This is a genomic window from Flavobacterium gelidicaeli (genome assembly GCF_013294005.1).
In the GTDB taxonomy this organism is placed as follows: domain Bacteria; phylum Bacteroidota; class Bacteroidia; order Flavobacteriales; family Flavobacteriaceae; genus Flavobacterium.
Map to the genome: position 1 here is coordinate 445,080 of NZ_JABSNK010000002.1, position 24,128 is coordinate 469,207.

General features: G+C 33.0%; 17 protein-coding genes and 1 tRNA gene. 11 read left to right on the top strand and 7 right to left on the bottom strand.

The features are described from left to right. Nucleotides 1–5 precede the first annotated feature (5 nt). The gene (locus tag HNP99_RS04610; protein ID WP_173851753.1) at nt 6–917 is read right to left on the bottom strand and encodes a DMT family transporter; all 912 of its coding nucleotides are present in this window, start codon (nt 915–917) and stop codon (nt 6–8) included. Between the two features lie 94 nt (nt 918–1,011). Continuing rightward, nucleotides 1,012–3,159 carry a methionine--tRNA ligase gene (metG, locus tag HNP99_RS04615; RefSeq protein WP_173851755.1) on the bottom strand — a complete coding sequence of 716 codons (2,148 nt, stop codon included), beginning with the start codon at nt 3,157–3,159 and terminating at the stop codon, nt 1,012–1,014. 355 nt (nt 3,160–3,514) lie between these two features. Here metG and HNP99_RS04620 point away from each other — a divergent pair, with 355 nt between their 5' ends. Both HNP99_RS04620 and HNP99_RS04625 read left to right on the top strand, forming a co-directional pair. Continuing rightward, on the top strand, nt 3,515–3,832 hold the full coding sequence (locus tag HNP99_RS04620) for a hypothetical protein (protein ID WP_173851757.1): 318 nt from the start codon (nt 3,515–3,517) through the stop codon (nt 3,830–3,832). Nucleotides 3,833–3,896: 64 nt separating this feature from the next. Further along, the gene (locus tag HNP99_RS04625; RefSeq protein ID WP_173851759.1) at nt 3,897–4,313 is read left to right on the top strand and encodes a hypothetical protein; all 417 of its coding nucleotides are present in this window, start codon (nt 3,897–3,899) and stop codon (nt 4,311–4,313) included. Between the two features lie 140 nt (nt 4,314–4,453). Here HNP99_RS04625 and HNP99_RS04630 read toward each other — a convergent pair. Further along, nucleotides 4,454–4,524: transfer RNA gene (locus tag HNP99_RS04630), tRNA-Trp, on the bottom strand. 594 nt (nt 4,525–5,118) lie between these two features. On the opposite strand from HNP99_RS04630, the gene HNP99_RS04635 reads away from it, so the two are divergent. The 3 genes from HNP99_RS04635 (at nt 5,119) to HNP99_RS04645 (ending at nt 7,226) form a co-directional block, all read left to right on the top strand. Next, nucleotides 5,119–6,345: a nucleotidyltransferase family protein gene (locus HNP99_RS04635; protein ID WP_173851761.1), complete on the top strand. Its 1,227-nt coding sequence runs from the start codon at nt 5,119–5,121 to the stop codon at nt 6,343–6,345. A 42-nt stretch (nt 6,346–6,387) separates the two neighbouring features. Next, a complete protein-coding gene (locus HNP99_RS04640; protein ID WP_173838925.1) occupies nt 6,388–6,546 on the top strand; it encodes a hypothetical protein in 159 nt (52 codons plus the stop codon). Between the two features lie 140 nt (nt 6,547–6,686). Continuing rightward, nucleotides 6,687–7,226, top strand: a complete 540-nt coding sequence (locus HNP99_RS04645; RefSeq protein WP_173851763.1) for a DMP19 family protein — start codon at nt 6,687–6,689, stop codon at nt 7,224–7,226. Nucleotides 7,227–7,296: 70 nt separating this feature from the next. Here the strand turns inward: HNP99_RS04645 and HNP99_RS04650 are convergent, their stop codons facing one another. Next, the gene (locus HNP99_RS04650; protein ID WP_173851765.1) at nt 7,297–8,907 is read right to left on the bottom strand and encodes a DUF1501 domain-containing protein; all 1,611 of its coding nucleotides are present in this window, start codon (nt 8,905–8,907) and stop codon (nt 7,297–7,299) included. 11 nt (nt 8,908–8,918) lie between these two features. Continuing rightward, nucleotides 8,919–10,736: a DUF1800 domain-containing protein gene (locus HNP99_RS04655; RefSeq protein WP_173851767.1), complete on the bottom strand. Its 1,818-nt coding sequence runs from the start codon at nt 10,734–10,736 to the stop codon at nt 8,919–8,921. A gap of 360 nt (nt 10,737–11,096) precedes the next feature. Here HNP99_RS04655 and HNP99_RS04660 point away from each other — a divergent pair, with 360 nt between their 5' ends. The 6 genes from HNP99_RS04660 to HNP99_RS04685 all read left to right on the top strand — a co-directional run bounded on the left by HNP99_RS04660 (nt 11,097) and on the right by HNP99_RS04685 (nt 17,768). Next, the gene (locus tag HNP99_RS04660; RefSeq protein ID WP_173851769.1) at nt 11,097–13,358 is read left to right on the top strand and encodes an alginate lyase family protein; all 2,262 of its coding nucleotides are present in this window, start codon (nt 11,097–11,099) and stop codon (nt 13,356–13,358) included. A gap of 10 nt (nt 13,359–13,368) precedes the next feature. Beyond that, the gene (locus HNP99_RS04665) at nt 13,369–13,719 is read left to right on the top strand and encodes a cupin domain-containing protein (protein ID WP_173851771.1); all 351 of its coding nucleotides are present in this window, start codon (nt 13,369–13,371) and stop codon (nt 13,717–13,719) included. Nucleotides 13,720–13,959: 240 nt separating this feature from the next. After that, entirely contained in the window at nt 13,960–14,823 is an 864-nt protein-coding gene (locus HNP99_RS04670) for a polysaccharide lyase family 7 protein (protein WP_173851773.1), read from the top strand. A gap of 83 nt (nt 14,824–14,906) precedes the next feature. After that, the gene (locus HNP99_RS04675; RefSeq protein ID WP_173851775.1) at nt 14,907–15,614 is read left to right on the top strand and encodes a FadR/GntR family transcriptional regulator; all 708 of its coding nucleotides are present in this window, start codon (nt 14,907–14,909) and stop codon (nt 15,612–15,614) included. 76 nt (nt 15,615–15,690) lie between these two features. After that, complete coding sequence (locus HNP99_RS04680) at nt 15,691–16,980, top strand: MFS transporter (protein ID WP_173851777.1); 1,290 nt, start codon at nt 15,691–15,693, stop codon at nt 16,978–16,980. 23 nt (nt 16,981–17,003) lie between these two features. Continuing rightward, complete coding sequence (locus tag HNP99_RS04685) at nt 17,004–17,768, top strand: SDR family NAD(P)-dependent oxidoreductase (RefSeq protein WP_173851779.1); 765 nt, start codon at nt 17,004–17,006, stop codon at nt 17,766–17,768. Nucleotides 17,769–18,640: 872 nt separating this feature from the next. On the opposite strand, the gene HNP99_RS04690 is transcribed toward HNP99_RS04685, so the two are convergent. After that, nucleotides 18,641–20,224 (bottom strand): RagB/SusD family nutrient uptake outer membrane protein, encoded by a 1,584-nt coding sequence (locus tag HNP99_RS04690; protein WP_173851781.1) that lies wholly within the window; start codon nt 20,222–20,224, stop codon nt 18,641–18,643. A 78-nt stretch (nt 20,225–20,302) separates the two neighbouring features. Continuing rightward, nucleotides 20,303–23,494: a SusC/RagA family TonB-linked outer membrane protein gene (locus HNP99_RS04695; protein WP_173851783.1), complete on the bottom strand. Its 3,192-nt coding sequence runs from the start codon at nt 23,492–23,494 to the stop codon at nt 20,303–20,305. Nucleotides 23,495–24,128 lie beyond the last annotated feature (634 nt).

The following is a 24,128-nucleotide window of genomic DNA, read 5'->3' on the forward strand; positions in this document are numbered from 1 at the left end:
TTTATTTAGTTAGAAGAAGGTGTACTTCCTTTTGTATTAGTAAAAGTGTTTTTTATCGAAAGTGTTTTGGTATAAAAAGTGATTCGGATTCCTATTAATAATATAATCCCTCCAATAATCATATTCACAGTTATCTTTTCGTCTAGAAATAACCAAGCTAATATTGAGGTCAATACTGCTTGTCCTAGTAAACTCAGCGACACTCGTGTAGGGCGCATGTGCTGGGTAGCATAACTTATCGATAGCCAAGCCATTAATTGACAAACTACAGCTTGAAGGAGTAAAACAAACCAACCCATATCTGAAAAACCTGAAAAGGGTTCGTTCATTTGTAAACAAGCAATAGCTAAATAGACTGAAGAAGCCAGCAGACTAATGGTCATAAATGAAAGTACATCGATATGAGTAAGTGCTTTTTTACTTACCAATAAATAGATGGAGTAAAATATTCCTGATAATACGGCTAAGATAAACGCATTGTCAAAATCCAGTTCTAAGAAAAATTTGAATCCTACTAGCATTGCCATCCCAAACAAAGCCACTGTAGTTCCAATCCAGAAATTAGTTGCAGGCTTTATTTTCAAAAAAACGTAAGATATTATTCCCACCCATAAAGGTGATAAATTAGTAAGTAACGATGCTTGTGTAGCACTTGATTCTTGAATAGCAATATTCCAAACCGCAACATCCGAAGCGAATAGCACACCACATAATATAGCTAATAATAGGTGTTTTGTCTCAGGAAGCTTAAATTTTTTAGTAAGAACCATATAGGGAAGCAGTATAGAAAAAGCAATTGCCATTCTATAAAATGCCGAAATCAATCCTGGTGTAAGTCTCAATTTAACCAAGATTGGAAAAATGGAAATGCATAAAATTCCAAAAGCAAATGCTAATCTTGGTTTGGCGTTGGTCATGTTTTTGTTTTTAAGTATTAAAAACACGAATTTCACTAAATTACAACTATGTATTAGTGTAAATTAGTGAAATTCAGTTTAGTATGTTTGGGTCTTAGTTTATTGTTTCGCCATTTGCAACAGTATCAGTATCTGGATTAACAAAAACTAGTTTTCCATCGGTATTTGTTGTCATCAAAATCATTCCTTGACTTTCTACACCACGTAAGTTTCTTGGAGCTAGGTTGACCAAAACAGTTACTTTTTTTCCAATGATATCTTCTGGTTTGAAACTCTCTGCAATTCCTGAAACGATGGTGCGAACGTCAATTCCAGTGTCTACTTTCAATATTAAAAGCTTGTTTGCTTTTGGCATTTTTTCTGCTTCTAGAATGGTTCCTACACGCAAATCCATTTTTGAGAAATCATCAAACTGAATCGCATCTTTCTGTGGTTCTGCTTTTTTGTTCTCGGCAATGTTGGCTGTTTTTGTAGCTTCTAGTTTGTCTATTTGTTTTTGAATTTCCTCGTCTTCAATTTTAGCAAACAATAACTCCGCTTCTCCTATTTGGTGACCTACTGGCAATAAATCCGAAGTTTCTGAAATCGTGTTCCAAGTAATCTCGACTCCGCTCGATTTGACATTAAGAATGCGTTTTAATTTAGTTGCTGTGAATGGTAAGAACGGCTCGCAGAGCGAACTTAAAGCAGCAGCAATTTGCAATGCTACATACATTTGTGTTTGTACACGCGCTTCATCTGTTTTTATCATTTTCCAAGGCTCTTCATCAGCCAAGTATTTGTTTCCAAGTCGGGCTACATTCATCAATTCTCCTAAAGCTTCTCTAAAACGGTAACGCTCAATCGAACTCGAAATCACCGCGGGATACGCTTTTAATTCCGCCAACGTTTGCAAATCTACTTCCGTAAACTCGGTCATTCCCCCTTCGGGGGTTAGGGGGATTGGAGCAGGAACAATTCCGTTGTAATATTTGTTAGTTAAAACTACCACACGATTAATGAAATTCCCGTAAATAGCCACTAATTCATTATTATTTCTGGCTTGAAAATCTTTCCAAGTAAAATCGTTATCCTTTGTTTCAGGTGCGTTTGATGTCAAAGCATAACGCAAAACATCTTGCTGATTTGGAAATTCTTCTAAATATTCGTGCAACCAAACCGCCCAGTTTTTAGAAGTCGATAATTTATTTCCCTCTAAGTTCAAGAACTCATTTGCAGGAACATTGTCTGGTAAAATATAACTTCCTTCGGCTTTTAGCATCGCTGGAAAAATCACACAGTGAAAAACAATATTGTCTTTCCCTATAAAGTGAACCAACTTAGTATCTTGATCTTTCCAGTACGGTTCCCATTCTTTTCCTTCGCGCAAAGCCCATTCTTTAGATGCCGAGATGTACCCAATAGGCGCATCAAACCACACATATAATTTTTTTCCTTCGGCACCAGGAACAGGAACATCAATTCCCCAATCCAAGTCACGTGTTACTGCACGAGGCTCTAGTCCGCCATCGATCCATGATTTTACTTGACCATAAACATTAGGTTTCCAGTCATTTTTATGTCCTACTAAAATCCATTCTTTTAAGAAATCTTCGTAACGATCCAAAGGTAAAAACCAGTGTTTCGTTGATTTCATAATTGGCGTTTCTCCCGTAATAGTCGATTTTGGGTTAATTAAATCGGTAGCATTCAACGTAGATCCGCATTTTTCACATTGATCTCCGTATGCTTCTTCGTTGCCGCATTTAGGGCAAGTTCCAGTTACAAAACGGTCAGCCAAAAACTGATCTGCTTTTGCATCATATAATTGTTCTGTTACTTGTTCGATAAAGTCACCTTGTTCGTATAATTTTTTAAAAAAATCTTGAGCAGTATCATGATGAATTTTAGCCGAAGTTCTCGAATAATTATCAAACGAAATTCCAAAATCAATAAACGATTTACGAATAATTCCGTCATATTTATCAATAACCTCTTGCGGTGTAATGCCTTCTTTTTTGGCTTTCATCGATATAGCAACACCATGTTCGTCGCTTCCGCAAACAAACAAAACGTCTCTACCTTGCAATCTCAGGTAACGAGAGTAAATATCAGAAGGCACGTAAACACCTGCCAAATGGCCAATGTGAATAGGACCGTTAGTATAAGGCAATGCCGCTGTAATCGTATATCTTTTTGGATTTTGTATCATGTGTTGATAGTATTGTTTTTTATTTGTCACATGTAATTCGCTTGCGCTCATTTCATGATTCTATTTAATTGAGTGCAAAAATATGAAATTATTTATTGTCTTCTTGAACACTGTAGAAGGATTAGGAGCTATTTCCCGCTATTAGTTGCAATCTTTTACTTTTTAAAGAAAAAAGTAAAAGGATTTCCACTGCTATCGGGGCTAGGCGATTATTATTAACGAGTTAATTAACGGTCAATACAACAGGGGGGAAGTAGCAAATTAAGCACCTTGAATTTGAGTAAAATATTAAAATTTAGTAACTTTGAATTAACGATATACTATTTAAGAGTTTAGGTGAAATTTAATATAGAATTATTTCTAGTCTTATTAAAGTTTCTATACTAACTCAAAAAAACAGATTCCTATGAATAAAAGTTACATTACATGTCCAGAATGTGGCACAGTCAATTTAAACGAAGAGTTTTGCAGCAACTGTGGTGCTTTGTTAGATGTAGTGGCTAAAAGAAAATTAGAGCGGGAACTGAAATCTACTAATAAAGCTAAATTAAAAGCAAGCCTTAAAAAAGAACCTAGCAAAATCGAAACTTTTCTAAAAAACGGAACGGTACATTCTAACGTATTAATACGCTTAATCTTTCAAGGAGGTTATTATATTTGGTTGTTTTTTGCTTTGATATTTGGAGGGATTATATCACTTATTATTGCGGCGGCCGCAGGTTAAATGCAGCGCTCAACAATCCAACTTGTATTACTTAAAAGAGTTGGCACTTATTAACTATTTTAGTTTGAAACTACAACCAACTTATATGCTTTCTAAAATTCTCTACATTATTATGTTGGTTATTGCTGCTAGTATCTACGTATTACAAAAGTTGACAATCGTTCTGCCGCTAGTAGTGAATAACTATTTGAATGATTTGCTTTGTATGCCGCTAGTTTTGGGAGCATTGACATTTATTGTTCGAAAACTTAAGAATGATCCTCGGTTTAAACTACCTTTTGGTTTTATCTTCATTCTATCAAGTTATTACGCAGTATTTTTCGAATATTATTTACCTAAAACCAATATTAGGTATACTTCAGATTGGCTTGATGTTTCGCTGTATTTTATAGGTGGTATGCTATTTTATTTTTATCAGAGAATAAGATACAAGAAAAATGCTAAAACGAAAGCATATCAAATAATTAGGCGTGTAGATTAGGTAGCTGCGTATCAATTTTTCTTTACGTTCTTTACTTATTTATTATGTGCAGAGTTTGCATTAAGTGTATCAGCGTTTCTTGATTTAAATAATAAAGTCTAAGGAATAATCCTTAGACTTTATTGTTTAAATCTTGCTTGCACGGGCGGAGGGATTCGAACCCCCATCAACGGTTTTGGAGACCGCTATTCTACCCTTGAACTACGCCCGTAGTAATGGCAGAGCGAACTGCTTTCAAGACGTAAATATAGTGTTATTTGGGACAAAAACTAATAGCAATGACTCGCGATAGTTGATAAATTTCTCGGTATTTCTGTAAAGGTTTGACCATCAGATAATGTTTTTTAATTTTTATATTAGAACTTTTTCAAATCAGTTGAAAATATCTTACTAACTGGTTAAAAAATTATTTTATCCTTCTAATAAATGTGACAATACCCTTTATTTATAACAAACTATAAACACACGTCGAGTTCCATGTGCGTTGTGTAATGCTTTTACTAAATAATTTATTCTATCACTATCAAGAATTAAAAGATATAAGAGCTGAGCAATTAAATTAATAGTAGATCCATTGTAGAAATTTTGAAATTTAATTAAAACTCAAATTTGACTAGATACTTTTGAGGTTTTTACAAGGGGTTTTGGATTACATATAAAGATGTAATTAAACAATTTCTCAGTAAAACGACATTCTTTTTATATAAAGTGATTAAGTCGTTTATCAAATTCTCTTTATTATTATATTTGAGTATTAATAAAATTTATGTTGAATATTTCAGCTATCAAATCAAATCATAGGTAAATGACAAAGACGCAGGTTAATAAGGTTGGTAGGAATATTAGAAAAACTATTCAAAATCAAGGTGAAATTTCAAACGAAGATTTATTAATATTACAAAATTACAGAACCTCATTTCAAGCTGACTTAGCTAGTGTTTTTAATCAGATTTCTAATTTAAGTAAGAAGGAGAGAAGTGACAGTATTGTCTCATTTAGAATTAAGAGAATTGAATCAATTCTATCTAAAATAAAAAGGCAGCCGACTATGGCTTTGGGTAATATGGGGGATGTTGCTGGTTGTCGAGTGTTATTATATAGTGATGAAGCACTAATTGGGTTAGTTCAAAAATTCAATGCAGTATTTAATGTGAAGTATTTTAATAATTATTTAGATGAAGCAAAAGAAGATGGTTACAGGGGTTACCATCTCTATATAGAAAGCCCAATTGATAGTAGTAAACTAATTGAGATTCAATTACGTACTGTTACTGCTCATAAGTGGGCATCATTAGTTGAAATGATAGATATATTATATAACTTAAAGATAAAAGAAGGTGAAAAAAGCTATGAATTTGAAGAGTTTCTACTTCTACTGTCAAGGAAAAGTACTTTAACAATTAAAGATAAGATAAGAATAATCGAGATTGACAAGAAAAATAATATTTACCCTAAATTAAATGAAGTCTTTGTTCAAAATCATTTACAAGTAAGAAAGGACTGGGTCAGCTTAAGTAATTTATCAAATAATTACTTTATTATTGAAGTTGATTTTGAAAAGAAAACAAACTTGATTTCATTTGGCTCGTATAAAAGCGCAGAAGAGAGATATTTCAAAATGTTTGGAGAAAAAAACAAGTCTAATTTTGTACTTACCCATGTCGAAAAACCGAATTTTAGGAGAGTATGTATTGCATATGCAAGTTATATGCTAGTAAATCATGATTATTTAGAAGATTGGAATGAATTTACTAAGGATATAATAATGGATAATACTATTAAGAAATCTCAAAGCAATTTTGACTATTATAGTGAGTATATTCGAAGAAATTTGGAAGATCAATTCAATTTAGTTAAATCTGAGATTTCCGAATACAACAGTTACAGTGAAAAAGAAGAAAAAAATGATGGATTAAATGAATGGCTAGATGAGATCAAGGAGAAAATGAAAAAATTTGATATGGTTGCACGGCAGCATAATGATATTAATAAGCAAAAGAATAAAAATTTCTTTAGAAGATTATTGGGTTGATCGTATTTTAATAGTTAGTTATATAAATTAGTAAAAATAATCATGGCAAAAGGACCCGAAAAAAACACTAAAAACAAAGCTTTGCATACTAAACTGCTTAATCGTAAGAAAGCTAAACTGCAGGAAGAAAAGAAAGAAAAAGCATTACGCATAAAAGCGCTTGTTACTAAAATGAATCAACAAAAGAATAGCGAGCAATAGGTTTCTTTAATTTAGTAAAGCAACATGCTGGGATTGCTTCCTTGGTTGCAATGACATGTTGCTAAAAAAATTGCGTTAATCTGTATAAAATCTGTAGTAAATAAGCGAAATTTGTCATCAATTCATTAAACAACATTCAAATGGAATTCGGAAAAATAATTATTTCAGAAACGGCCGCTACTAGCGAAAACCCACAAGACATTATCAACTCTAATATATCAGTAATCAACCTAATGCGTGAGGAGAAAATCGACGACGATTTAATTCATGAAGATGCATTAATGAGTTATTATTTGGATTATTATACCTCACAATACACCGAAGGAAATTTTGCTCAGTTTGTGTACAATTCAAAATGGAACACAGAATTAAATGAATTGATAGAAGAAGGTTTACAATTGTTGGGCGCTGAGAAGCATTTGGAGTTGTTCCAGCAACAATGCAAGAAGGTGAAATTAATGAGCTCTGTAAAAAGAGAGAAATTTTTTAAAGGAAAACTAGAAGGAGTAAATCCGGTAAGAGACGTGATGAACAGCGATACTTTTTTCGAAATTGAAGAAAATTTAGTACAACTAAATGCGGCCTTTCTACTATCTCATCCAGATACTGTAGTACTTTCTGTAGATGCTATGTTTGCCACTTTAGAAGAGTTTGTAGGGCACGAGATAAAAAGAGCGTAGTTTAAATTAATCATTGTTCAAATGAAATAAAAAGGTGTAGCATAATTATAATGCTACACCTTTTAGTGTTTTATGAAATAATCAATTTTGTATTGTGTTTACTATTATTGTATTCAACTTGTAAGATATAAATTCCTGTTGCTAAAGCATTGTCAAGAGTAACAGTTAAGAATGTTCCGTCAACGCTAAATTCGTTTTTGTAAACCAGTGATCCTAGCATGGAGTAAAGCTTTAGATTAATATACCCTTTTAACGATTCTCCAAAACGAATATTTACTACGTGATCAATAGTTGGGTTAGGGTAAATCGTCATGAAGTTACCGCCTTCTATAGGGTTAGTGTCTAATGGGTTGGTATTAAAAATAGGAATTTTTGCAAAACTGTTTCCTAGCACTTCTGTTGCTTGCGCTTCACTCATACATAACCAATCTTGCATAATCGAGGAATATATTTGACGAAAGTCAAACTGCATTTCAACTTGATCGTTTACTGCCGCATTCATAGGTAAGTCGGGTGATTTTCCTATCATTCCAGCTACTGGTTCGTCTGTTCCTTTTACTGCTGACGGACTCGTATTTAGTGCTGCTCCAAAGAAAAACACCGGCGCCGCTGCACCATGATCAGTTCCTAAACTAGCATTACTTTTTATTCGTCTACCAAATTCACTAAAAGTCATTCCAGTTACTAAATCTTCCTTACCCATTAACTCTAAGTCTTTCTGGAAAGCACCAACTGCCTGTGATAAGATGCTCAAATTTTCTCGGTGAGATCCTTTCGTTTTGTCTGAAGCTTCTACTTGCGCACTGTGTAAATCAGAAGTATTGGGGTGATTTACAATATATATAGGTGTTTGTAACCCACCATTGATAAGTTTTGCGACAATATTTAATTGGTCTGCTAATTTATTTGAGGTTGGATAAGTTGCCGTTTGTGCTTGAGGGGTGTTGTAGGCTTTTTGGATTGCTGCGCGGTAAACATTACTTTGATCTTTCATTAATCTTAAAAAGGTCAACTCTGTACCATAATCTGAATTAGGAGCAGGGTCTGTAATTTGGTTAATTACATTTAAAAGCGATGTAGGATCAGGAGCATTATAACCCATATTGATGTTGGGACCTTGCAATGAAAACGGCAAAGTTGAACCTATTTGAATTGACAATGGATCTGGCATATCGCTATTAGGATATCCCACAGGAAATTCAGGGTATACTTTGTCTAAGGCCCTTCCTAACCAGCCGCTATTTAAATTTTTATCACTATCTGATGCTGTGAACCAAATGTCAGTAGCTCTAAAATGGCTGTAACTAGGATTTGGGTAAGATGCGCCTTGAACGATCATCAATTTACCTTCATTGTATAAGTTTTTCATCTCTGGCATACCAGGATGCAATCCAGTAGTTGTATTGTTAGACAACGGTAAAACCGAAGATTGATTCATTAAAATATTAGATCGGGCATTTTTTAAATTCTCCCATTTATCAAGAGGAAAAACAGTATTTAGTCCGTCATTTCCACCATTCATTTGTATAATTACTAAAATTTTCCCACAGTTAACCGCTGCTGTTGCTAGGGTTTCAAGCGAGTTGCTTTCTAACATTGAGGACGCCATTACTGGAATACCGTTTAACGCTAAAGGGATGGTAGCTATAGCACTTGTCTTTATAAAACTTCTTCTTTTCATCTCTTTATTATTTACATTAATTCGTATTCAGCTAGCTGGGTAATAGTAACTAGTAATGATTTTATCCTTGTTTGGACTGTTTTTTTGTTTGTAGTATTTGATGTGTCGCTTAAATAGGAGTTCCAAGCACTTGTCCAGTAATAATTAGTTACTTGGTTAGATAATAAAGACTCTATTTTAATTAAATCTTTTTGCTCAGTACTCAAGTCAATTGGAAGTAAGTAAGTAATACATTCGGCTACTAATAAATCAGGATCAGCACATATAGCAGGATCAAATTGTTGTACAAAAGCAATTAAATCTACTTCCATACGCGTAGTTAATCCATTGTAAGTAAGGTTATATCCATTAAAAAGGCGGTTTAAGAAGTCAAATCTTTTTTGAGTCGTACTGGAGTTGATCCAGTATTCATGGAAAGAAGGGTTTTGATAATAAGCGACCCAGCCAGAAACATTAGGTACTTTACCTATACTTTGTTCTAAACCAGTACAAATTGTATTATTAAAATAATGCCACACTCTGTATTGTGCTTCAAGATTTGTAGCATCGGCAACATTATAAGGTAGGTTGAATGTTCGTAAACTTCCAATAACTAAATCAAATGGCGATTTGATAAAAACACCTCTATTTGCCATGTCGTAAAAGTGTTGACTTTTAAATAGTTGGTCTAAAACAGGTAGGATGTCCCAATTACTAGCGGCAAAAGTTTTAGCTAATGGAACAATAACTGTTGATTCTATAGTGTCATCAATGTCATAGTAAACAAAATAACGGTAAAGACGACGACAAATATATTCAGACACTACTTGTGATTTAGAAAAGATCATATCAATGAACTCGTCTAATTCCGTAGCCCCTGAATTCTTGATGATAGTGTTATTAAAGAAAGCAGAGAATTGTTTGTCGCTTTCTTCATGATTTGTTACATCAAAATTAGTCACTGGTATTGCGCCATCTAAATCTTCTACACGCCATCCGCTAAGTACTTTTGCAGCTTGAACAACATCAACTTCTGTGTATTTACTCAAAGGACCTTTACCTAATGTAAACAACTCCATGATTTCTCTTGCAAAATTCTCGTCAGGAGATTTTTTTGTGTTGGCGTGATTATTTAAGTAATACATCATGGCAGGATGTGTTGCCATGGTGCGAATAAGTGTTTTGAAATTTCCAGTAGGATTGTCTCTAAACATCTTTATGTAGGTATGCGATATTCGAGCAGAATTAGTTCCTGAATTTGGAAAAGGAGCTGCGCGTACTGTTTCAAAATCAACAGGGATAAAATGGTACCAGAACCAGGTCATTTTTTCCTTGATTGTACGGTCTTGATTACAAGCTTGTCCAAGGTTCCATTGCTCTAGTGAGTCTATTCTTCTTGAATTAGTGTTGAATTTCCCTCTTTCTAATGGGTCATTAGTCCAATCGGCACCATAAGCTAGTCCGTTTTCATCAGGTGAGTAATTGTTATAAGCATTTACGGGAGGAGCAGGAGCAGTGGTATCTACAGCTAAAATTCCGTTCACAGCATCAGTCATACTCATAGTAAGTAAACTGTCTAAATCAACTTTTTTAAATCCGTAACCAGTTCTCTTGAGTAAGTGAATTGCTTCTTGTTTTCCCCAAGTGCCTGAATAAACGTTCAAGCCACTAGTTACAGGTGCAACTCTATCGGTAAGTCTATTGTTAAAATTAGTTGCGCTTTGGTATTTTCTACCATTAAATACTTTTCTGGAATACTTTTCAAATAAAGGGTCTCCTTTGGGTAAATTTGATTTGAAACTCTTTAATACTAGATTAAAAAGTTTTCTACGATTCAACGTTTTTGACATAGTAGTTTACTCGATTAATGTGAATTGATTTGCTTTTGTGTTTGATATAACGTGTAAATACCTATTTTAATATTTATAATGCGAATATTTTTTATTAAAGCTAATTTCATTGGTATAAAATCATTTTTAAGGATAAAAAACGCTTAAGTTGTATTGAATCTGTTTTTATTTTGATCTAAATCACTGTATTTAAGTTATGTTATGATTTTAACTATTTTATCTTGTTTTATTTACATTAAAAAGATTAAAGTTTGGGTATTTATTTTTATTTCTAAAAATTAATAATATATTTGGGAAACCAAATTGGTAAACCAATAATATTGTTTCGTGTAACAATGTAATAATTACAACAAAATAATGATGATTTCTAAGAAAATAGATTGGTTAAAAATGCTTTCTCTAGGATTACTTTTAATAATATTCCAAAGCGGAATGGCTCAGGGGCATCCTAGTTTAGTATTAACTAAAAAAGGAGTTCAAGAAATTAAATCAAATTTAGGTAAAGTACCTCTTTTTGACGCATCAGTAGCTGAGGTTAAAAAAGAAGTAGATGCCGAAATAGCATTGGGAATTTTAGTGCCAGTGCCCAAAGATTTCTCTGGGGGTTACACACATGAGCGTCATAAAAAGAATTTTTTAATGATGCAAAAAGCGGGTGTTTTGTATCAAATTCTTGGAGATAAAAAATACGCAGTCTATGTCAAAGAGATGTTGATGGCTTACGCTAAATTATATCCTACGTTACCTTTACATCCTCAGGAACGTTCTTATGCTCGCGGTAAATTATTCTGGCAGGCACTTAATGATTCCAATTGGTTGGTATATACTAGTCAAGCTTATGATTGTGTTTATGATTTTATAGGTGCTAAAGATAGAGCTGTTCTAGAAAAAGATTTATTCAAACCCTTTGCTGATTTTATTTCGGTAGGTTCCCCTCAATTTTTCAACCGTGTACACAATCACAGTACTTGGGGAAATGTTGCTGTAGGGATGATTGCATTAGTAATGAATGATGCTGAATTGTTAGAAAGAGCTTTGCATGGTTTGAAAGAGGATGGTTTAAAAGCAGGAATGAAAGATAATGATGGCGGATTAATTAAAAAAGAAGGTCAAAAAACAGGTTTCCTAGCAAATGTTGATGAGCCTTTTTCTCCTGACGGATATTATAATGAAGGGCCGTATTACCAACGCTATGCGATGTATCCTTTTATGATTTTTGCAGAAGCATTACAAAACACTAAACCCGACTTGAAGATTTTTGAATATAAAAACGGAATCCTAAATAAATCAGTTTATGCCTTGTTGAATTTAACCAATTCTAATGGAGAGTTTTTTCCTTTAAATGATGGTCAAAAAGGAATGTCTTACTATTCAAGAGAATTAGTTTCGGCAGTAGATATTGCGTATTTGTATGGTGGTAGAGATCCTTCGTTGTTGTCTATTGCTGAAAAACAGGGGCGTGTACAATTAGATAATTCAGGTATGGCTGTGGCTTTGGCAATTAAAAATAATTTGGCTAAACCATTTGTGAAAAAATCAATCGATTTATCTGACGGTTCTGATGGTCAACAAGGTGGAGTGGCTATTATTCGAGATAAAATTAATGATGATGAGCTGACTTTAGTTATGAAATATGCTGCTCAAGGTTCTAGTCATGGGCATTTTGATAAATTGTCTTTTTCTTATTACAATAACAGTGATGAGGTGTTGCAAGATTACGGTTTGTCTAGATTTGTAAATATCGAACAAAAAGGCGGTGGTAATTATCTAAAAGAAAATGGTACCTGGGCAAAACAAACTATTGCGCACAATACAATTATCCAAAATGAAGTTTCACATTTTGAGGGTGATTTTGAAAAAGGTAATTTGTTTTCGTCTAAAAAATATTTGTATGATGTGAATAATCCAAAATTACAAACGATAAGCGCTATTGAAGACAATGCCTATCCGGGAACTAAAATGCACCGTACAATGGTTATGTTAACCACTGAAGGATATGAAAAACCATTATTGTTAGATATTTTTCAAGTAAAGTCAGATACCGAAAATCAATATGATTTGCCTTTTTATTATTTAGGACAAATGATTTCGGCAAATTTTAAATACGAAACACCAAAAGTATTGGAGCCTCTAGGGAAATCATTTGGATACCAACATTTGTGGAAAGAGGGAATAGGTAAAGCTACAGCAGAAAACACTAAGTTCTCTTGGTTGCACAACGGTAGTTTTTATACGTTAACATCAGCAACAAAGGTTGATGATGATTTGTTATTGGTTCGTTTAGGTGCTAATGACCCTGATTTTAACCTGCGAAGAGATCCTGGTTTTATTATTCGTAAAACGAAAACCAAAAATGCAACTTTTGTAAATGTTATAGAAACGCATGGTAGTTATAGTCCAGTGACTGAAAATGCATTGAATGCTAAAAGTGCCATAGTAAACCTTGAATTAGCTTATGAAGATGACAATTATGTAGCCGTAACTATTGAAAATAAAAATGGTACAGTTTGCTTGTTTATTTTAGCAATAACAAATAATGCAATAGAAGAGCAACATACATTAGAAATAAAAGGTAAAACCTATTCATGGTTTGGAGCACAGTACAGTACAATAATTAAATAAATAGAACGATATGCAAAGTTTTGGAGCAAGTAAAGAATTTTTAATAGGAGATGAGATCGCGTGGGAAGTAGTAGGTGAAGGTGTGAAACGTAAAATCATGGGTTATGACGATACGATCATGCTGGTAAATGTAGATTTTAAAAAAGGAAGTATTGGTCCTTTACATGAGCATTACCATGCACAAGTTACTTATGTTGTAAGTGGTGAATTTGAAGTAACTATAGGCGATGATAAAAAAGTATTAAAAGGGGGTGACTGTTTTTACATTCCGCCTCACGTAATGCATGGTGCATTATGTTTGGCTGATGGCGTTTTGATTGATGTTTTTAGTCCAATACGTGAAGATTTCATGAAAAAGTAAATAGTTCTCAACTAAATAAGTTAATTAATCCGCTAAGTATTTTAGATACTATTTAGCGGATTTCTTGTTGTTTGTCCAAATTTTTAAAATAAAAAAAGGGTTGTCCAAATCTATTTTTTGGTAATAATTAAAATTAACAATATTTTATTTTTTTTAATAGAAATTAGTATCTATATTTGGTTCTCCAATCTGGTTAACCAGATTAAAAAATACTAAGTCATTATTGATATTCTTTAAAAAATGAATTTAAAATTTTCTAAAACTGTGTTTTTTGCTTGCTTGTCAACAGTTATAATTGCTTATGGTCAGGAGATAAAAGGGAATGGAAACGTAGCCAATATTGATTTGTCACATTGGGCAGTAACTACTCCAGCCGAAAATCCTGCAAAACCAGGTAAAACGCTAGATTTAGAGTATCCAGAAATTTTAAATTTTGCTTCTAATATTACTACAAATAAGTACATGTATGAGGATGTAAAAGATAAATCGCTTGTGTTTTATGCTTTTCCTTCAGGAACTTCTACAGCCAATAGTCATTTTTCAAGATGTGAGTTGAGAGAGACAATCAATATTGGTGATAAAAACACCAATTGGACTTTTGCTCAAGGCGGAAGAATGAAAGCTACGTATGCTATTGATAAAGTATCCAGAGAAGAAGACGGAAAATACAGTCGCGTCATTGTTGCTCAAATTCATGGAAGATTATCAGAAGAGCAACGCAAATTAATTGGTCAAAAAGACAATAATGCAGCTCCTATTTTAAAAATATATTGGGACAAAGGAAAGATTAGAGTAAAGACAAAAGTGCTTAAAAATTCTGATGCTACTTTAGAGGAACTATTGCCAGCAGATGCCTGGATAGATGATAAAGGAAGAAACTTTAAAGAAAAAGTAAATTTTGATAAGTTCACTATAGAAATTAAGGTTGCTGACGGTAAGTTAGAAGTTACTTTAAATGATTCCGAAACATTTGTTTATGACAATCCAAGTATAAAAAAATGGGGTGTTTTCGAAAATTATTTTAAAGCTGGAAATTATTTTCAATCAAAAAATCCAAATTCGTTCGCAGCGGTAAAAATTTATGCTCTTGAAGCTTCGCATTAAGGTTTTGTCTGTTTTTAAATTATCAATTGCTTTTGTATCAATTTGCCCACCAGTCTGGTAGTCCAGAGTTTAATTTAAAACGTATGAATTTAGAAGTAATATCAAGAAAGGATAATAAAGAAGCCATAAATATTGTCATCGCTAAAATTAGGGATTATATCAATTTTAAAAACTTAGAGCCACTAGATAAAATTCCTTCAGAACGAATGTTGTCTGAAAAGTTCGAGATTAGTAGAACGACGGTTCGGGAGGCTATCCAGAAATTAGAATTTTACGGAATTTTAAAATCAATTCCTCAAAGTGGAACATTTGTAGCGAACATAGGAAAAATAGCGATCAACGGTATAATTGATGATATTCTAAGATTAGGTACATCTGATTTTAAGTCATTAGTTGAAACAAGAATTTTACTGGAATTAAAAACGGTGCGTTTAGCAGCTACAAGAAGAACAGTAGATGATTTGATCAAGATAAAAAATGCTTTGGATGCTTTTTCAGAAAAAGTATATAACGGTGAAGATGCTGTTCAAGAAGATTTAATTTTTCATTTGGCTATAGCCAAAGCCAGCGGAAACAGTACAATCAACGATTTAATGTTAATCATTACACCAGAGATTTTAACCAATTTTGAAAAATTTCACGTTTGCAACAAAATTGAAAATGAAGGCGTAAATATAATTAATGAGCATACAGAGGTTTATGATGCTATAGTAGCTCAAAATCCAGCGTTAGCCAAACAAAAAATGAAAGAACATTTTAAAGCATTATATGAATATTGCTATAAAGTGTAAGTAAAAGAGGTATTCTATAAAGATGATAATCTGTTTCGAAAATTGATTTTTTTAATCAGAAAATAAAAATAGTAAAATGAAAGTAAAAGGATTACGATGGTTCATTATTGGGCTGATTTTTTTAGCAACTGTTATCAATTATATTGATAGAAGTGCTTTGGCTATTATGTGGGGAAGTAGCGACCAACCTAATTCAATTTCAGGAACATTAGGATTAACCAAGAGTGATTATGGTTTGATCTTAAATATTTTTATGGTGTTTTACGCATTAGGTCAATTGTTTTCTGGTAAATTATTTGATCGTGTAGGTACTAGAATTGGATATGTAATTAGTATTGGTGTATGGGGATTGTCTTCTTTTTTACACTCAACAGTACGCGGCTTAGTTGGGTTAACATTTTTTAGAAGTACACTTGGTTTATCTGAGGCGGGTAACTGGCCAGGAGGAGTTAAGAGTAATGCAGAATGGTTTCCTATAAAAGAACGTGCTTTTGCACAAGGTTTGTTTAACGCTGGTGCTTCAATAGGATCTGTAATTGCACCACCATTTATTGCTACATTATACGTTGCTTACGGATGGAGAACTACTTTTATGGTAGTTGGTTCTTTTGGGATATTATGGATTATTCCTTGGTTACTTATTAATAAATCAGGACCTAAAACACACCCTTGGATTTCAAAAGAAGAACAAAAATATATTTTAGAAGGGCAAAGTAAAGCTGATCAAGAAGCAACTGCTGAGACTAAAGGATTGAGTTTGAAAGAAATTTTAGCTCATAGAGAATCATGGGCAATTATCTTAGGTCGCTTCTTTTTAGAGCCTATTTGGTGGTTATTTGTGGGTTGGATGCCACTTTACTTAGCAGATGTTTATGGATTTAATGTTAAGGAAGTTGGTATGTTTGCATGGGTTCCTTATGTAGGTGCAGCACTTGGTAGTATTGCTGGAGGTTACGTTTCAGGTTTGATAATATCCAAAACGAATTCGATTGACAAGGGTAGAAAAATCACGATACTTATTGGTGGAATCATTATGTTTTTGGGTTTAGTAGCTACCATACTATTTGGTGATTCACCAGAACGTTTTGTTGCTATCGTATTCTTTGTACTGTTTGGATTCCAGTTTGCAATTGGTAATGTTCAAACGTTGCCAAGTGATTTATTTAGTGGTAAATCAGTAGGGTCATTAGCGGGACTAGCTGGAATGGTGGGAGTATTTTCAGTAATACTTATGAATTTTTTAGTTCCAATAATACAAGAAAAATTCTCTTATACTCCAATATTCGTTGCTATAGCAGTAGCCGTGCCTCTAGGATTAGGAGCGATATATTATTTTGCAAGAGAAATAAAATCAGTAGAAAAATAAAAACAATTATTAAATAAATTAAGATGAGTACAGTAACAGGAAAAGTTGCCGTTATTACGGGTGCAACTGGAGGAATAGGTTTTGCAGTAGCTAAAAGATTAGGTAAAGATGGATATACAGTAATATTGAACGGTATCGAAGACGAAAAAGGAGCAGAAAAAGTGGCAGAACTTACTGCTGACGGAATCAAAGCGGAATACTACGGTTTTGACGTTACTAGTGACGAAGAAGTAACCGCAAACATCAAAAAAATTGGTGATAAATATGGTAGAATTGATGTTCTAGTAAATAATGCAGGTGGTTTAGGTGGAAGATCTCGATTTGAAGACATGACAACTGAATTCTACAGATCAGTTATGGCTTTGAACCTTGATTCAGTATTTTTTGCTTCAAGAGCAGCGATTCCTTATCTTAAAAAAGGAGAAAATGCTACTATAATTAATTATACTTCAAATGCAGCTTGGAACGCAGGTGGACCTGGAGCAGGAATCTACGGTACATCTAAGGCAGGTGTTAATGCAATTACTAGGGCTTTGGCTAAAGATTTAGCTGAATACGGGATTAGAGTGAATGCGGTTTCTCCGGGAACAATTGATACTCCTTTTCATGCTCAAATTAAAGCAACTAAACCTGAAGTTTTTGCTTCATGGAAAGATAGTATTCTATTAGGAAGATTAGGTGAGCCAGAAGAAGTTGCTTCGGTTGTTTCTTTCTTAGCAAGTAATGACGCTTCATTCATGACTGCTGAAACAATCCAAATTGGTGGTGGTCAAGCTTTAGGTATATAATTAAATTAGTATAGTAATCGAATTGATTATTTGTTTTATGATTGCTTGATATAAGCTGTTTTTAGAAACAATAAAGTTCGTGAATAAGTTACTGCTGGAATTACATACTATCGAGAACGAAATGCTTCTGATGGTGCAAATTAGTGGTTTATTGAGTTTCTGATGAAGTTCGTTCTTGAATAGAGTTGCAGTAGTGTATAGGAATTTTTAACTTGTAGTAAATTTTCCAATAATTGATTAGAGTTTTTTGTGCTTAGAGCCTTCTTTCGTAATGATTGAAGGCTCTTTTTTTTAGTGTTAATTTGGCTGTAGCCAAAAAAACAAGCTAATTTAACTGTAGTTATGCGTTGAGAGTTAGTATAGTTCAGTGTCGTTTTTTTGACATTAGGTATATTATCAATGCAGTATTGGTTCTCGACTTCGCTTGAATTGACAATTGTGTTGTTTATAAGTAGTACTGGTATCATTACGTTGATTTTTATGACTATTCATCACTAGGTCTCTAATTATAAAAGACGCGAAGATTGCACAGATTTTTATGGGATAACCACAACTGATCTACTGAAGTTTTCAAAATCTGCGTGCTTTTTTTTTTAGTATTCAAAGCAGTCTATCATATTGATTTTTATTATTTAAAGTAGTTATTAGCGTTTTGTCTTTCGATAATAATGCTTGTTGTTAAATTAGTTAACTAAGATGGAATTTGCTTTAATTGGCATTTATTATTAAGCTGATAGTATGAAAATTAGGGTACTTATTTTAATTATAATGTACGGAACTTTTTAGATAAAAAAAACCCAACAAACCTTGTCGAGGAAAACGAGGCTTATTGGGGATTTAGAAACTAATTCTAAAAATTATTTTTTTATAGCTTAATAACCAGGATTCTGAGTTATTGGATTTTTAGTATTTGTCACAATTTCAACATTTGGAATAGGAGACAAATCGAATTTTGGATTATCAACTTTTGCTTGTAATTCAGATGTAGTTGATGGACTATCAAACTGGCTGTAATAAGGTTGCATAAGTAAGAAATGATTTTTCATTACGTCTTTTGCGTTTACAGAAGGCATTGTTGTTGTGAAACGTAATAAGTCAAACCACCTTTGATTTTCCATTGCAAATTCCCATCTTCTTTCATCGGCTACAGCTTTTTCAAATGCTGATCCAGCTGCAGGATTTATTGCAGTTAAACCCGCTCTTGTATGTACTTGATTCAAGTAGCTTAATGCTGTTGTAGTAGGTGTTCCTACAGCCTCGCAATACATTAACAATACGTCACTGTATCTTAAAACTGGCCAATCTAATTCAGAGTCATTTTGTACAGAAACAGTAATATTGTGTTTACCTGACCAAAATAATTGACTAGTTGCGGGCGTAGCTGTTTTGGTTTTGATATTAAAAGCCCTTCTTTTATCTGCAGCAGCATAAGAGTTGTATAATTCAGGAGTTGGATTGTTGTATCCTCCTCTTGTTCCTGTTGGGTAAACCAAACCAGATATTTTTTGATCGGTAGTACTTGAGAATAAATTAGACAATGAACTACCGTAACCTAAAGCTCCCGATTTAAAACGAATTGCAAAAACTATTTCAGAATTTAATTCATTTGTAGAAGAGAATACATCATTGTAAGGAGTTGTCCCAGCGGTAACAAGTGCGTGTCCACTTGCTGAGATAACATCTGTAAGTAAAGGTAATGCTAGGTCTTTTTGATTTAACGTAAGGTACACTTTAGCTAATAATGCTTCGGCAGCCCATTTAGTTACTGATCCGCCAGTTGCACTTGTAGTAGTAAATTTGGTTGTAGTACAATTTTCAGTAGCGTTTTTTAAGTCGGCTATAATGAATTTGTAAATTTCAGGAACACTTGATCTAGGAATTGACAATGCTTCATCTGGTGTAACTATTTTATCAATTAAAAATACACCACCGTATGTTCTAACTAGATTAAAATAATGGTAGGCTCTCATAAATGACGCTTCACCAGCAATTCTGTTTCTTTCAGAAGTTGATAAAGGTAAAGGGGTAACAGGCGTGCTGTATTCAATAGTTCCTGATGCAGGATTATAAGTAGTTCCTAAAGCTTTAGTTAAACCATTTATACTTCTAATACTGGTATAAGTTGTTGCCCAATATTGTTCTATAAACAAATCAAAAGAGGGTGCTTCAAACGCATCATTACTAATAATTTGTAAGTTTTGAGGGTTTGTTGTTCCATAGTTATTAAGATAAGTGTTGTCAGAACGTACTTCGGTTAACATCCATTCATAAGCAATAGGTGCTCTTAAGGTACTATAGCAACCGTTTAGTCCAACCGTAAAATCATTTGCAGATACATAAAAATCTTCCTGATTTGGTTTGTCTTGATTTTCAATATCTAGGTTGTCAGAACAACTTACTAACGAAATCATAGAAAATAAAATAAATAATTTATTTATTTTGATATAATTTTTCATATTTATATTTTTTTAAAGTTTTAAAGACTGCCTCAAAAGGTATGTTGAAAGAGGCAGTTTTATATCAATTATTTTATATTAAAACCCAACTTCTACTCCAAAAAGGATAGTTCTTTGTATAGGAAATCCACCTCTTTGATACCCATCAATTAACGGACTAGTTTGTGATGTTCTAGCTTCAATATTAATTCCTCTATATTGATTGTTTGTTACGAATAACAAGTTTTGACCAGTTAAAGAAAGCCTTAATGTGGATAGTTTTAAGTTTTTAGCATTAAAATTATAGCCTAAAGAAACCTCTCTTAAAGTGAAATAAGTAGCGTCTTCAACTGCGTTGTCTGTAAATAATGGATTTACTCCGTTTGTTAAATAAGGTGTGTTTCCATCACCAGGGTTGCTAGGACTTACCCATCTATTCCCCATGTAATTGGTTACTCTTTCTTTAATTTCATTATAATTAATGTCTCCATTTATTAGTTCACCTCCCATAACACCTTGTAAAGTGAAGTTTAAATCTAAATTTTTATAACTGAAATTATTTGTTATTCCCCAAGTATAGTCTGGATAAGGATTTCCTAATATAACACGGTCATTACTGTCAATAACCTTATCACCATTTGTATCTACTATTTTCAAACCACCTTCTACAAGATCGCCTGTTAAAGTAGAGGATAAACCATTAGCTTTAGCTGCATTAATATCAGCTGTACTGTTCCATACTCCGTCAGTTTTATAACCAAAATAACTAATCAATGGTTGTCCTACGATAGCGTAATTATTTAATCCATTTCTACCATCAATAGTAGGTGAGATTAGAGATGTTTTATCTCCTAATTCGGTTATTTTATTTTTTACATGTGAGATGTTAAAATCAGTACTCCAAGTAAAATCTTTAGTTTTTACATTCACTGTAGAAAGTTCAATTTCGAAACCACTATTTTTCAAACTACCTGCATTTGTAATTATTGTGCTTGATCCAGTTGTTAATAAAGCAGAGTTTTCAAGTAATAATTTTTCAGTGTTTGATTGAAAAACATCAATGTTTAAGTTCATTCTACTTCTAAACATAGATAAATCAAATCCTAAATTTGTTTGAAAAGTTCTTTCCCATGTAATGTCCTTATTACTATAAACACTAGCTAAATTTGCAAGACCTGTGCTAACAGTACCATTACCTGTACCACTTACATAATTTGAACTGTTTAAAGTTTCTTGGTATAAATAGGGAGTAATCGCATTGTTTCCTGTTGCACCATAACTCGCTCTAAATGCTAATCTATTAATTGAAGATACATCAGCAAGGAAGTTTTCTTTAGAGACAACCCATCCTAAAGATACGGCTGGGAAACCTCCCCATTTGTTCCCTACATCAAATAATGAACTTCCATCAGTACGGTAACTTGCGCTTAATAAATATTTACTCTTATAAGCATAATTTAACCTTCCTAAAAACGAAGTTAAACCAACGGTAATATTAGACTGAACCGGTTGTAAAATAACGGTCGCATAATTCAAGTTTCTAATTGTTTCACTTGAAAAAGTGGTACCAGCAGTTACTAATGATTTAGTATTAGTTGACTCATAAGTAAAACCTCCCAAAGCAGTAAAGTCATGGTCACCAATAGATTTATTATAGTTTAAAGTATTCTCTGTTAAGAAATCAAAATAACTCGAGTTGGTATAAGTTGCATAATTTGGATTTCCAAATCTAGCCGCATTCGTTTCACCTGTTTGTTTTCTAGCTGAATTTCTAACATATACACTTTGAGTTGTTTTGAAATCCAAACCTTTAGCAAGCTCAAAGTTTACGCCAGCACTACCTTGAAAACGAAATTCATTGGTGTTATCATCTTGTTGCGTTAAATTACGCATCGGATTGGTATTTGAAGTGTTAAATGGTCTGTTATTAGTGCTGTTAGTTACTGTGTAAGGATTTCCTTGTGGATCAATACTCGTATAAGATATTCCAGAAAAATCATCATCTTCAGCAAAATCACCTACTTTGATATTTCTACTAGGATCTTGTGCATTTATATAATCAGCAGTTGTTTGATTATGATATACAGGCATGAAACTAGGGAACCTAGCAAAGTCAATAAAGTTAGCAGCTGGTTTTTCAGTTTTCGTATTCGAAGGATTTAAATTAACGTTGATTTTAATTTTGTCAGTTAATTGAGAATCAAATTTAAGTCTGAAATTTAATTTTTGAAAGTTACTTTTTAGCATCAATCCTTCGTCGTTTTGATACCCTGTAGAGATATAAAATGTATTTTTCTTACCACCTCCTGATACATTAAATTGTACGTCTTGGTAAAAAGCAGTTCTTAATGCTTTGTCTTGCCAGTCAGTTCCTACTCCGCCTAATAATTCTTTTTCAATAGCATATTGACTTTGAAATTTACCTAAAGAACCAATTGTATTATCAATAGTTTTAATTGTGCTTACACCATTTTTATCATAAGTAAAAAATTGAGGATCAGCAATTCTTAAATCGGACTCTGAGTACAATAGATTAACATAATCTGTTGAGCTCGTAACGTCATAAGTTTCGTAAGCGCTTTTTACACCAGTTGTATTACTGAATTTGAATTTGGTTTTACCTTCTTTACCTTTTTTAGTGGTAACTAAGATAACTCCACCAGCACCTCTAGATCCGTAAATTGCAGCAGATGCAGCATCCTTTAATACCTCGACAGATTCTACATCGGCATTGTTAATAGACCCCATTCCATCAGGCATAGGTTGTCCATCAACAACAATTAGTGGTCCAGATCCAGCATTAACAGAACTAATACCTCTAATGTTGATTTGTGTAGTTGCACCAGCCTCTGACGAAATGTTTTGAACTCTAACACCTGCAATTTTTCCTTGAATCGCTTGGTCTAATCTTGACACTGGAGCATTTTCAATTTTATCACTTTTCAATTTGGCAACAGATCCTGTAACACTAGAACGTTTTTGCGTTCCATACCCTACAACAACGATCTCATCAAGTACATTGTTAGACTCTTGCAGTGTCACATTAACTATTGTATTCTTTCCTACAGTTGCTGTTTTAGAATAAAATCCTAAATAAGAAAATGTAACTATTGATTTTGTATTATTTACAGTAATAGCATATTTTCCGTCTATATCAGTTACTACGCTATTTCCATCTGCAGAAACAGTAGCGTTAGGTATTCCTTGACCGGTGTTGTCAAGTACTTTTCCAGATATTTTAATTTTATCATTCTGAGCATTCATCACAGATGACAAAACTAGGAGGAACATTAAAATCGTTTTTTTCATAATCGAATCCTTGTTTGTTAGTTTTTTTGAGTTTGAAATAGGCTTTCAGTTGGCAATACTATATCGATTGAGTTTGTTTAGGAATAGAACCTCATTTTTTGTTCCAAAACTAAATAACCAAACTGGTTAACCAATCAACAAAGCAAACTTAACTTTTTTTTAACCAATAATAAATAGCAAACTGTAATTAAATATTAATAGCCAACAAAAAAAACATATTTATTTATTTTTATCTATTTTTTTTACATAATGTTTATGAAATAGGATTTTTGTATGATTTTTTTCTAAGTAATATCATAAATTTTGATGCGAATAAAAAGCTAAAAATAACTATAAAACAAGAAATGGATTACAATTTGCTGTAATTATTCTAGTGGTGGTTGTTTTTTTTAATCTTTGGTTAACCAATTTTTAAGAAAATGGTTTTTTATACTTTTAGATCATTTTCAGTTGCCCCGCGAAAAAGCATAAACAACTATTAATTAACCATCGTAGAAATTGTTCAAGATATAAGCAAATATTTTCTGTATACCATTTTATTGGAAGCTGACTAGTTTGAAAAAGTATGAATAATAACAAATTATTCATAAAACAATCCTATTGTCAGTTCGAGCCC